We start from the raw sequence: 11,280 nt of genomic DNA, 5'->3' as shown, positions 1-11,280 counted from the left end.
GAAGCAATGGCAGACATTCTGATTAGAAACGGCACCGTGATCGCCATCGACGACGAGCGGCGGATCATTCCCGATGGGGCCGTGGCCATCGAGGGCGACCGCATCGTCGCTGTCGGTCCCTCGGAGGAGGTCGCGAGGGATCATCCGGCGCGGGAAACGATCGATGCCGGTGGTATGGCAATCATGCCCGGGCTGGTCGACAGCCATGCGCATGCCGGGCATGGCCTCATCAAGACGATGGGCGGCGGGCGAAGCAACCTCTGGTATCGCGCTTGTCAGGGCGCCTACACGGTCGGTTCGACGCCGGAGTTCTGGCATGCAGAGGCGCAGCTTGCGGCGTTGGAGCGCCTGCGCTTTGGGGTGACGACGGGCGTTTCTTTGCTCGGCGGCGGCGATTCAGTCATGCGCACTGACGAGCCTGTCTATGGCGACGCCCATATGGAGGGCGTGCTTGGCATCGGAACGCGCTCGGTCGTTGCCGTCGGTACGACGCGACCCCCGCATCCCCTGACGTATGCACACTGGGAAGATTCCGTTCGGCTGGACCGTGCAGTCTCGTTCGAGCAGCAGCTGTCAACGTGCCAAACCCTCGTCGATCGTTGGCACCGCACTCACGAGGATCGCCTGCATGTCGCGCTGCTGACGCCAACACTGCATCAGGAACACCTTGACGCTCGCGGCGCCGAGGACGCGATCGCGCAATCGCGCAAGGTCAAGCGTCTGGCCGACGACCGTGGTTTGCTCTTCACCCAGGACGGTCATACCAGAGGCAGTGTTCGCATCGCACGCGAGATCGGGATTCTCGGGCCGCGCACGCTTCTCTCTCACGCCACAGGACTTGATGACAGGGAAATCGCCATCTGCGCAGAGACAGAGACGCGCATCGTTCACAATCCAAGCGCGGTTGCTTCTATCCTGGCGCGCTGTCCGGTTCCCGAGCTTCTCGATGCCGGTGTCGTCGTTGCAATAGGCTCCGATGCGACGGCGCCTGACCGTTCGGCGGACATGTTTCGGCACATGCAGCAATGCATGCATTACCATCGGACCCATTTCCACGATCCGAGCTGGCTCCCGCCGGGCAAGGTCCTGGAAATGTGCACGATCGATGCGGCACGCGTTCTTGGTCTCGACCATGAGATCGGATCGCTGGAGCCCGGCAAGAAGGCGGATATCATTCTCGTCGATCTGCGGCGCCCGCACCTCTATCCGGCCAACATGCCGGAGTTCCGGGTGACCTATTTTGCCAACGGCAACGATGTCCACACCGTTCTGGTTGGTGGCCGCGTGCTGCTCCGCGACCGCAATCCCGTGAATGTCAACCAGGACGCAGTTCTCGATGCCGCGCAGCGTGAGACCGAACTGTTAATCGACCGGCTGGGGCTGCGGGATCTGTTGGTGACGCCTGACATGTTCTGGCGCCACAGCCGCGATACTAGCCTCATCGAATAGGGCGTCTCGGCAGTCCGTTCGACGGGTTGGCGACGGCAGTCTCCGGCTTGAGCGACATCAGGAATTCTCTCATGACACGTATCGGCATTATCAATCCGAACTCGACATCGTCCATGACGACCGCCATCGGCGCTGCGGCCTTGAGGGCCGCGCATAAGACGACTGAAATCATTGCTATGCAGAACGATCGCGGCCCGGCTTCCATCGAAGGTGCCGTCGATGGGGCGAGGGCTGTTCCGGGGCTTCTCGATTGCATTGAACGGGCCGAACGCGGCGGCGCGATGGATGCCTATATCATCGCCTGTTTTGATGACACCGGCCTTGATGCCGCGCGCATGCTCACCCGCAAGCCGGTCATTGGCATCGGCGAGGCTGCCGCGCGGATCGCCGCGATGATTTCCAGGCGCTTCACCATCATCACGACGCTGCCGGTCTCGATTCCTGTGCTTGAAGACAATCTCGTTCGCTACGGCCTCGCATCGGTTGGAACAGTGCGGGCGAGCGGCATTCCGGTGCTGGGACTGGAGGCGGATCCGAGTGCGGCACTTTCGACCATAGGCGAGGGGATTCGTGATGCGCTTCGCGTGGACCGCTCCGGTGCGATCGTTCTGGGATGTGCCGGTATGGCCGACATGGCGCAGCAACTATCCGACCTTCATTCGGTCCCGGTGGTAGAAGGCGTATCCGCGGCGGTCCGACTCGCGGAGCTGCTGACAAGCCTTGAATTACAGCCGCGAGCGACCCGCACGGCGCTACCCCGACATTGCAGTGATGATGTCGGCCCGAGGTAGAGCGTCTTTGCAATATTGGAACATCAAATGCTGAAGGTCACCCAGGCTGCCGGCGATCGGCATTGGCCGATGCTACTCCTTGTCATGTTGATTGCAGTGAACCTGCGGCCATTCCTCACCGCGCCGGCGCCGGTCGTTGCGAATATCGTGGCCGACACGGCAATGGGCTACAGCATGCTTGCGATGCTGACCTTGTTGCCGATGTTGCTGATGGGCGTCGGCGCATTCGTGGCGCCTGGCATCCAGGCTGCGATCGGCACACGCCGCGGCATCCTTGCCGCCCTTGCGATGCTGACGGTAGGCTCTCTGCTGAGGCTCGTCGCACCCGGGGGGCTTTCGTTCATCCTGACGGCGGCGCTCTGCGGCGTTGGGGTGGCATTCATTCAGGCCGCGTTCCCCGGCATCATCAAGTCAAAATTTCCGGCCAGCGTGCCTGCTGTCACCGGTCTCTATTCGGGTATGCTTATGGGCGGTGGTGCGGTCGGTGCGCGGCTGACGCCGGCCCTCGTCAACAGTGGATACGATTGGCGGACCGCGCTTGCCTGGCTGGCAGTGCCCGCTGCGATCGCATTTTGTGTGGCATTCCTTGTGCTGTCGGACTCCAAGGCGTCCAAACCCGACAAGGATCTGACAGGTCTGCTGCTACGCCGTCCGCGCACCTGGACATTGATGATCGCGTTTGGTCTGGTAAACAGCGGGTATTCGTCGATGGTCGCTTGGCTCGCGCCCTACTATCAGGCGCACGGCTGGTCGAACGCTGAGAGCGGCAATCTGGTCGCGATCATGGCGGTCAGCCAGGCCGTCTCTGCCCTTCTTCTTCCCAACCTGGCACGCCGCAGCATCGATCGTCGCGGCTGGTTGCTGCTGACACTTCTGATGCAGGCCATCGGTTTTGCGGGGCTGGCATTTCTTTCGGGAATGCTGCCGGTCCTGTGGGTGGCGATTTGTGGCGCTGGGCTCGGGGGAAGTTTCTCCCTTGCCATTGTCACGGCGCTGGATCATCTGCCACGGCCGGAGCAGGCCGGCGTTCTCGTCTCCCTGATGCAAGGAGGTGGCTTTCTGATTGCATCGCTTGGACCCTTTGCCACATCCTTCCTACACGGCATGACCGGCAGCTTTGCCAGCGGGTGGATCATGCACCTGGCGTGCCTCGTGGTCGTATTTGCTCTCTACGTACGCTTCAGTCCCCGGAGCTATGAGGACGCCATCGGCCTGACTTTTCCGGCCCATGCCAGCATTGGCTCGGCGTAGGAAAGAAGGCGTGCTCGCAGCGAGCCTCGCCTAACCGGCAAAGTCGGGCGTGAGGGAAACGTCCTTTGCCATCTCTTGTAGCGCGCGGCAGATTTCCTCGAATGCAGCGCGGATTCTGCGGCTCATGATGCGGCCGCGCAGATAGCCGTGCACGAGTTGCTCGTGGTTGCGCCAATCGGCATCGACGCCTGCGGCTTTCAGGCGATCGACATAGGCCTTCCCGTCGTCGCGCAGGATCGACATCGGCGGTGAATACCCGTGTTCGCGGCAGGCCCGAGAAGTCTTTTGCCTCCAGAGGCGATACTTCCTCCAACTCCTGATCTGATGGCTGCTCGGAGCCGGAATAGGCGGCGCGATAGCCGGCGAGATCGGAAGTGCGCAGCAGCGGCGCTTCCGCGTTCTCTATATAGGACGGCCAGGAGTGATCTCCTCCGAGGCCGGGATAGATCAAGAGCTGCGCTATCGGCATTGGGCCGCTGAGACGCCGCATGCGCAGGGAGAGCGCCGCGCAGAGATTGGCGCCGGCGCTGTCGCCGACCGTAATCAGTCGCGGCGTTTTCACCGCGAGATGACGCCAGACCGTTTCGAGGTCATCGATCTGAGCGGGATAGCGATGCTCCGGCGCAAGACGGTAGTCGACGGCGGTCAGATGCATGCCGGTGCTGTTTGCGATTTCGGCACAAACGTCGTCGTGGCTTTCCAGGGAACCGACGACGAATCCGCCGCCATGACAATAGAGAATTGAAGGCCGGCCCTCGCTGGCATGAGCCGGTATGTAGTGCCGCACCGGGACATGATTGACGGTGGTGTCGATGACGCTGATATCCGTGGGACGAGGCTGGCGAAAGGCAGCGCACATCGCGTCGTAATAGCGGCGATTGTCCGTTGCCGAAGCGACATTCGAATCCGCGGGATAGGATGCTTCCGTCTTGGCGATTATCTTCCGCCTCCATCGAACGGACTGACCAAAGGCTCTTGGTATAGGCTTCCTTCGGCTCGGCAAGCATGCCACGCGTGGACTGGTCCTCGACCTCGCGTCCGCGCAGGAGCACCTTTATGCGATCCGCCATTTGCGCAACCACGGCCAGATCGTGGGTGATGTAGATCGCGGCGGTACCGAACTGGCGGACAGCATCGCGTATCGCGGCCAATACTTCGATCTGGGTGGTAACGTCGAGCGCTGTCGTGGGCTCGTCGAAGATGATGAGATCAGGCTTGCAGGCCATCGCCATCGCGGTCATGGCGCGTTGCAACTGGCCACCGGAAACCTGATGCGGATAGCGCCAGCCGATAACGTCGGGTTCCGGCAGACGCATGCGGCGATAGAGATCGACGGCCTGCCGTTCCGCATCCTGCCTACTCAGAAGGCCATGGGCTATCGGGGCTTCGGCATACTGGTCGATGAGGCGATGTGCCGGGTTGAAGCTCGCTGCCGCCGACTGCGCAACGTAGGCGATACGCTGGCCCCGAAGCTTGCGCAGGAAGGTTTCGCTGCGGCCGAGGAGTTCCTCTCCATCGAAACAAACCGAGCCGCCGCTGATCCGACAGCCGTTGCGAGCATAGCCCATGGCCGCAAGTCCGATGGTCGACTTGCCGGCGCCGGATTCGCCAATCAGTCCCAGCACTTCGCCTCGCCTGAGATCGATATCGACACCATGGACGATCTCGGTCCACGCACCGTCGATCTGTGCTTCCATTTTCAGGCCACGAATTTCCAGGAGCGGTTTTACGTTGCCCATCGTCTAGTCCTTCAAGCCGCTGGAGCGATGCAGCATCCAATCGACGACAAAGTTGACCCCGACGGTGAGCAGCGCGATGGCCCCGGCCGGCAGCAGCGGCGTGATGTCGCCGAAGCTGATCAGCGAAGCCGTTTCCTTGACCATGCTCCCCCAGTCCGCAGTCGGTGGCTGCAATCCGAGGCCGAGGAAGGAAAGGGCAGAAATGCTCAGGAAAACGAAGCAGAAGCGCAGGCCGAATTCCGAGATGAGCGGCGGAAGGATATTGGGCAAAATTTCACGGCGGATGATCCACCAGAGGCTCTCACCGCGCAGCGCTGCAGCTTCGACAAACTCCATGACGACCACGTTCATCGAAACGGCGCGTGTCAGGCGAAAGACGCTGGTCGAGTCCAGGATCGCAATGATGAGGATCAGATTAACAAGGCCGGTGCCGAAAATGGTCAGCAACAACAACGCAAAGATCACGCGCGGTATCGCCATGATCACATCGACGATGCGTGACAACACTTCATCCGTCCAGCCTCCCAGGGTCGCGGCCAGCATTCCGCTGGCGCCGCCGATCAGGAAGGCGAGGGCGGTGGTCACGAAAGCCACGCCGATCGTATTGCGGGCACCGAAGATCAGGCGGGAGAGCATATCGCGCCCCAGGCCGTCGGTTCCGAGCACGAACAGGGAACTCCATGGTTCAAACTCGCCGCCGGCAACTTCAGCTTCGCCGTAGGGAGCAAGCCACGGCGCAAAGACCGCGACGACGATGTAGAAGGCGATGATAAGAAGGCCGAGACGCGCCGACCATGGGACGGTCGAGAGGCGGAGCGATTTTGCAATGGCAGTCATACGTGCTTCCTCCTCATCGCGGATGCAGCAAGCGCGGATTGGTCGCGATCGCGATGATGTCCGCAAACATGTTGAGGAAAATGTAGATCGCAGCGAAGATCAGACAGCAGCCCTGAACGACGGCGAGATCGCGTTTGGCGGCGGAATCGACGAGCAATTGTCCCAGGCCCGGATAAACAAAGACGACCTCGACCACCAAAACGCCCGTTACGAGATAGGCGAGGTTTAGCGTAACGACCGTGACGATCGGGGCGAGCGCGTTGGGCAGGGCGTGACGGCTTATCACCTTGAAGCGTGATTGTCCTTTCAGCCGCGCAGTCTCGATATAGGGGCTGGCAAGCAGGTTAATGATCGACGCCCGTGTCATCCGCATCATGTGTGCGGCGATGACGAGGGTAAGCGTAATCGCCGGCAGGAAACAGATGTAAAGCCGCTCAATGAGCGAGGTCGTGGCGTCCACGGTGGCGAGCGACGGGAACAGGCTCGTTCGCACAGCCAAAAACAGGATGAGGATATAGGCGACGAAGAACTCCGGAAAGGAGATCGAGGTCAACGTCAGGAGGCTCGAGAGGCGGTCGAACAGGCTGTTGCGCCAGAGGGCGGCCAGAAGTCCCAGCGTCAGTGACACGGGAATGGCAAGTGCTGCAGCATAGGCGGCGAGAAACAGTGTGTTGCCAAGCCGCCCGGCAATCAGTTCCCCCACCGGGCGGTTGTTGGCAAGAGACATGCCAAAATCGCCGGTGGCGACGCCGCCTAGCCAGTGCACATAGCGCATGACCACTGGCTGGTTCAGCCCGAGTTGTTCGCGCAGGGCCGCAAGCGTTTCGGGCGTTGCGCTCTGGCCGAGCAGCTGCTGAGCGGCATCGCCCGGAAGGAGTTCGATCGCGAAGAAAATGATGATCGATACCAGGAAGAGCGTCAGCAGACCGGTCGAAAACCTCTTGAGTATCAGCTTCGGTATGGGCCCCATTGCGATATCCCTTAGCTGGCGGCAGCGGATTCCATCATGATTTCACGCACCGGCTTGCCTGCATAGGCCGGAACCTCCAGATGACGATGGTGTTTCCACACCTCTCCCAATTTGATCGATAGAGACAGATCCATCGGCGACGCGGCGGACTTTGTCGTATCGACGTGCAGGAGCATGTGTTCGCCGGTCGCCAGGAGTTCGTCCTGAGGTCCGCCGTAGAGTTCGTGCACGATTCTCACTCTCTTTTGGTCGAAGCCGAGCAGCAGCGTTTCCACACGCAACGGTGCCCCCATCTTCACCTCGCGCAGGTGCCTGATGTGCGTCTCGACAGTGTAGAGCGAGCGGCCGCTGGCCAGATAATGCTTGTTCATGCCGATAAAGTGCAGGAAGGCATCGGTTGCGTCCCCGAAGACCTGCAGATAGCGGCTTTCGGTCATATGGCCGTTGTAATCCACCCAATCTTCCCGAACGCGATCGGCGTGGAGCGCCAAAGGTTTTCCCGGATCGACCGTCGGCGGACGTGCGTGGCTGTGGGCGTTGGCATAGAGCGTGGATTCGTATTCCTTGAGGAGGGCGCCAGCACCCCAGTCGTTGCCCTTTAGTGCCTGCATGATGGCGACGAGATTGTCGTCGCGAATCCGCTCGAGTTCGCGGATGCTATGCTTGCCCGATTGCGCATCCGACTGCGCGGCGATGATATCGATCAGGTCGTCGGTCAGATCGGGGACGTCCATAAGCTTGGTCCAGGGCCATTTCAGCGCCGGGCCGAACTGGCTCATGAAATGGCGCATGCCGGCCTCGCCGCCCGCGATGCGGTAGGTCTCGAACAGGCCCATCTGGGCCCAGCGAAGCCCGAAGCCAAAGCGGATGACGTCATCGATTTCCTCCGTCGTCGCGACGCCGTCATGTATCAGCCAGAGCCCCTCCCGCCACACCGCCTCTAGGAGACGGTCGGCGATATGAGCGTCGATTTCCTTGCGGACGACCAGCGGTTTCATGCCGATGGCGGTGAGGAAGGACTTGGCACGATCGAGATTGTCCGGCGATGTTTGCCCCGGTACCACTTCGACCACCGGGAGCAGATAGACAGGATTGAAAGGATGGGCGACGAATAGGCGCTCCGGCGTTGCTAGGCCCTCGATGAGTTCCGTCGGCTTGAACCCCGAGGTGGACGACCCGATCAACGTACTTTCCTTGGCGTGCCTCTCGATTTCGGCGTAGACCTTGCGTTTAAGATCGAGCCGTTCCGGCACGCTCTCCTGCACATAGTCGGCATCGCAAACTGCTTCTTCGATGGACGACACGAAGCTCAGCTTACCCTTCGGCGCCATGGGAGCGAGGGTCAGCTTGCGATAGGCGCGCTCCGCATTGGCGAGAACTTCTCCCACCAGCCGTTCCGCTTGCGGATGCGGGTCAAAGACCTTGACATCGTAGCCGTTGAGCAAAAATCGAGCGATCCAGCCGCCGCCTATGACGCCGCCGCCGATCGCTGCGGCGGATTTCACCGTGCCAGTCATGTTCACCTTGCCAGATTTGAGATTGGAGCAAGCGCCGCCCTCTAGGCGGCGCCGACAATCGGTGGAGTGCCTTAGGCGGCGCTCCACCAGCGGTCGATCAGCTTCCAGCCGTCGAAGAAGCGGTTCGACGCCAGCTTTCCATGCGCAACCTTGTCGTTGCGGGCATCGATATAGTTGCTGAACATCGGGATGATCGCGCCGCCGTCATCGCTGACGAGCTGCTGCATCTCATGATACATCTCGCGGCGCTTGGTTTCGTCGAGGCTGGAGCGCGCCTCAAGCAGGAGCTGGTTGAAGCGGTCATTGGACCAATGGGTTTCGTTCCAGTCCGCGCCCTTTGCATAGACCAGCGAGAACATCGAATCTTCGGTCGGCCTGCCGTTCCAGTAGCCAGTGACGAATGGCTTCTTCAACCACACGTTCGACCAGTAGCCATCGTCGGGTTCGCGCTTGACGTTGACGTCGATACCGCATTTTGCGGCGCTTGCCTGGAATAGCGTCGCGGCGTCCAAGGCGCCGGCGAAGGCGGCGTTTGCCGCGGAAAGTTCGATCTTCAGCGTGTCGTGACCGGCCTTCTTGAGGTGGAATTTGGCCTTGTCAGGGTCATAGGCGCGTTGCGGCAGATCGGCGGCGTAGAAGCGGTTGGCCGGCGCGATCGGGCTGTCGTTGCCGAGGTGACCGTGGCCGCGGAGGATCTTCTGCAGCAGTTCTTCGCGATTGACGGCGTATTTCAGCGCCAGGCGCACGTTCACGTCCTTGAACGGCTCGCTATCGCACCACATGGGCCAGAGGTAGTGGGCGGTGCCCGTCACCTCTTCAATGGTAATGCCGGCCTTCCGCTGCAGCAGCGGCAACGTCTTGATCTCGACGCTGTTGATGACATCGACCTGGTCCGTCAGCAAGGCATTCTGGCGGGCCGTTGCGTCGTTGATCGTCAGCAGTTCGACCTCGTCGAACCAGGCGTGATCAGGCTTCCAGTAGTCCGGCCGGCGCTTCAGCTTGATGCGTACGCCGGGCTCGTGCGATTCCAGCGTGTAGCCGCCCGTACCAATGCCGGACTTCCAGTCCAGCGTGCCATCGGTATTGGCCGGCATGATGACGAACTGATACTCGGCCGTCAGGAACGGGAAGTCAGCGTTGCCGGATTTCAATTCGAAGACAACGGCCTCGCCATCCTTGCGGATATCGACGACCTCCGAAAGGATCGCCTTCGCGCCGGACGTCGAGTCCTTGGCACGGTGATGATTGAAGGACGCCATGACGTCCTCGGGTGTCAGCGGCTTGCCGTTGGAAAACGTGACCCCCTTGCGGAGCTTGAAGGTCCAGACTTTCGCATCGGGACTTGGCTCCATGCTTTCCGCAAGCTCCGGCACAATCTTTCCGTCTGCATCGACTTCGGCGAGGTTGTTGCAGACACCGCCCAACATGGCCGTCACGACGGGTCCCGCCGCGTAGGTGGCCGGATCGATGGAGTCGGACGTGGCGCCGCCGGAGTGGCCGATGCGGAGCATCCCACCGCGTTTCGGCGATGATTGAGCATGGGAGCGCGAGGGCATTGCAGATATCAGCGCTGCCGCTGCAGTTGCCTGCAGCAGGCCTCTTCTCGTCATAGAATTCTGAGACATTGTTGTTCCCCTTTTTTGCTTCTCATTCATCGATTGACAGGCTGCTGGTCGCGCACCTCCTTGTCTGGGTCGAAGCAGATGGAAAGGGGATAAGGTCGCCGCAGGCAAGCTCATAGCCGAATTCTGGCTGGCGGCATCGGATGCCGCCACAAAATTTCTCCGCTGTCTTGGCTGCTTCGGTCAAATCGATTGGTCCTGCTCGCTCCTACCAACGCTTTCTCAGTTTCAGTTTTTCCCGAACATCTTGCGGTCGCAGGATGTTGACGTTCATTGCCGACAGGATCGACGCGGCCCGCTCGACGAGTTGACCGTTGCTGGCCAGGACACCCTTTGAAAGAAAGAGATTGTCCTCCAGGCCGACCCTGACATTTCCACCGGCTAGCGCCGCCATCGCAACGTAGGGCAATTGATTTCGGCCGATGGAAAATGCCGAGTAGGTCCAGCCCGCCGGCACATTGTTGACCAAGGCCATCAGCGTACCGGGATCGTCAGGCGCGCCGTAAGGGATGCCCATGCAGAGCTGGATCATGACCGGATCGTCGATCAGCCCTTCCTTGACCAGCTGCTTGGCAAGCACGAGATGGCCGGTGTCGAAAACCTCGATTTCCGGTCTGACGCCAGCCGCTTGGATGCGGGCTGCCATTGCCCGCAGCATGCCTGGCGTATTGGTCATCACATAATCGGCCTCGGCAAAGTTCATCGTGCCGCAGTCCAGCGTGCAAATCTCCGGCAACAGTTCCTCGACATGGATAAGCCGCTCGGTCGAGCCCACCATATCCGTTTGCTTCGGATTGAATGGCAGCGGCTGTTCCGCGGAACCGAGTACCAGATCGCCGCCCATGCCGGCTGTCAGGTTGAGGACGACGTCGACTCCGGAATCCCGCACTCTCGCGACGACTTCGCGGTAAAGGGCGGGATCGCGCGAAGGCGCACCCGTTTCAGGGTTGCGCACGTGAATGTGAGCGACAGCCGCACCAGCCTTTGCGGCCTCGATGCTAGCCTCGGCAATTTGCTTGGGAGTTACCGGGAGCCTGTCGCTCTTGCTGACGGTGGCGCCTGAACCGGTGACTGCGCAGGTAATGAATACGTCCCAATTCACGT

Annotated in this window: 9 protein-coding genes and 2 pseudogenes; 3 read left to right on the top strand and 8 right to left on the bottom strand. The window is 61.0% G+C overall.

Annotation, left to right across the window (positions count from 1 at the left end):
* Window positions 1–6: 6 nt before the first annotated feature.
* The 3 genes from RGCCGE502_RS15420 to RGCCGE502_RS15410 all read left to right on the top strand — a co-directional run bounded on the left by RGCCGE502_RS15420 (window position 7) and on the right by RGCCGE502_RS15410 (window position 3,491).
* Window positions 7–1,449, top strand: a complete 1,443-nt coding sequence (locus tag RGCCGE502_RS15420; RefSeq protein ID WP_016555099.1) for an amidohydrolase family protein — start codon at window positions 7–9, stop codon at window positions 1,447–1,449.
* 71 nt (window positions 1,450–1,520) lie between these two features.
* Complete coding sequence (locus RGCCGE502_RS15415; protein ID WP_016555098.1) at window positions 1,521–2,240, top strand: aspartate/glutamate racemase family protein; 720 nt, start codon at window positions 1,521–1,523, stop codon at window positions 2,238–2,240.
* Between the two features lie 27 nt (window positions 2,241–2,267).
* A complete protein-coding gene (locus RGCCGE502_RS15410) occupies window positions 2,268–3,491 on the top strand; it encodes a cyanate transporter (protein WP_016555097.1) in 1,224 nt (407 codons plus the stop codon).
* Window positions 3,492–3,521: 30 nt separating this feature from the next.
* Here the strand turns inward: RGCCGE502_RS15410 and RGCCGE502_RS38905 are convergent, their stop codons facing one another.
* The 8 genes and pseudogenes from RGCCGE502_RS38905 to RGCCGE502_RS15375 all read right to left on the bottom strand — a co-directional run bounded on the left by RGCCGE502_RS38905 (window position 3,522) and on the right by RGCCGE502_RS15375 (window position 11,278).
* Complete coding sequence (locus RGCCGE502_RS38905) at window positions 3,522–3,734, bottom strand: alpha/beta hydrolase family protein (protein WP_019279998.1); 213 nt, start codon at window positions 3,732–3,734, stop codon at window positions 3,522–3,524.
* Window positions 3,735–3,771: 37 nt separating this feature from the next.
* Window positions 3,772–4,350 (bottom strand): annotated as a pseudogene (locus RGCCGE502_RS15405) (alpha/beta hydrolase fold domain-containing protein); the annotation flags it as partial.
* Window positions 4,351–4,429: 79 nt separating this feature from the next.
* Window positions 4,430–5,230, bottom strand: a pseudogene (locus tag RGCCGE502_RS15400) (ABC transporter ATP-binding protein); the annotation flags it as partial.
* Between the two features lie 3 nt (window positions 5,231–5,233).
* Window positions 5,234–6,067, bottom strand: a complete 834-nt coding sequence (locus RGCCGE502_RS15395) for an ABC transporter permease (protein ID WP_016555094.1) — start codon at window positions 6,065–6,067, stop codon at window positions 5,234–5,236.
* Window positions 6,068–6,080: 13 nt separating this feature from the next.
* Entirely contained in the window at window positions 6,081–7,037 is a 957-nt protein-coding gene (locus RGCCGE502_RS15390) for an ABC transporter permease (RefSeq protein WP_016555093.1), read from the bottom strand.
* An 11-nt stretch (window positions 7,038–7,048) separates the two neighbouring features.
* Complete coding sequence (locus RGCCGE502_RS15385; RefSeq protein WP_016555092.1) at window positions 7,049–8,554, bottom strand: carnitine 3-dehydrogenase; 1,506 nt, start codon at window positions 8,552–8,554, stop codon at window positions 7,049–7,051.
* A 71-nt stretch (window positions 8,555–8,625) separates the two neighbouring features.
* Window positions 8,626–10,179 (bottom strand): ABC transporter substrate-binding protein, encoded by a 1,554-nt coding sequence (locus tag RGCCGE502_RS15380; RefSeq protein ID WP_040674641.1) that lies wholly within the window; start codon window positions 10,177–10,179, stop codon window positions 8,626–8,628.
* Between the two features lie 205 nt (window positions 10,180–10,384).
* The gene (locus RGCCGE502_RS15375) at window positions 10,385–11,278 is read right to left on the bottom strand and encodes a beta-keto acid cleavage family enzyme (RefSeq protein WP_016555090.1); all 894 of its coding nucleotides are present in this window, start codon (window positions 11,276–11,278) and stop codon (window positions 10,385–10,387) included.
* Between the last annotated feature and the right edge of the window lie 2 nt (window positions 11,279–11,280).

Source organism: Rhizobium grahamii CCGE 502, from assembly GCF_000298315.2.
In the GTDB taxonomy this organism is placed as follows: domain Bacteria; phylum Pseudomonadota; class Alphaproteobacteria; order Rhizobiales; family Rhizobiaceae; genus Rhizobium; species Rhizobium grahamii.
Note: the sequence above shows the minus strand (reverse complement) of the source record. Positions and strands in the feature narration are given on the sequence as shown.

Bases quoted from the DNA above. Each gene is read 5' to 3' on its own strand.
- RGCCGE502_RS15380 (WP_040674641.1), bottom strand. From the start codon at position 10,179: ATGTCTCAGAATTCTATGACGAGAAGAGGCCTGCTGCAGGCAACTGCA.
- RGCCGE502_RS15420 (WP_016555099.1), top strand. From the start codon at position 7: ATGGCAGACATTCTGATTAGAAACGGCACCGTGATCGCCATCGACGAC.
- RGCCGE502_RS15395 (WP_016555094.1), bottom strand. From the start codon at position 6,067: ATGACTGCCATTGCAAAATCGCTCCGCCTCTCGACCGTCCCATGGTCG.
- RGCCGE502_RS38905 (WP_019279998.1), bottom strand. From the start codon at position 3,734: ATGTCGATCCTGCGCGACGACGGGAAGGCCTATGTCGATCGCCTGAAA.
- RGCCGE502_RS15410 (WP_016555097.1), top strand. From the start codon at position 2,268: ATGCTGAAGGTCACCCAGGCTGCCGGCGATCGGCATTGGCCGATGCTA.
- RGCCGE502_RS15385 (WP_016555092.1), bottom strand. From the start codon at position 8,554: ATGACTGGCACGGTGAAATCCGCCGCAGCGATCGGCGGCGGCGTCATA.
- RGCCGE502_RS15415 (WP_016555098.1), top strand. From the start codon at position 1,521: ATGACACGTATCGGCATTATCAATCCGAACTCGACATCGTCCATGACG.
- RGCCGE502_RS15390 (WP_016555093.1), bottom strand. From the start codon at position 7,037: ATGGGGCCCATACCGAAGCTGATACTCAAGAGGTTTTCGACCGGTCTG.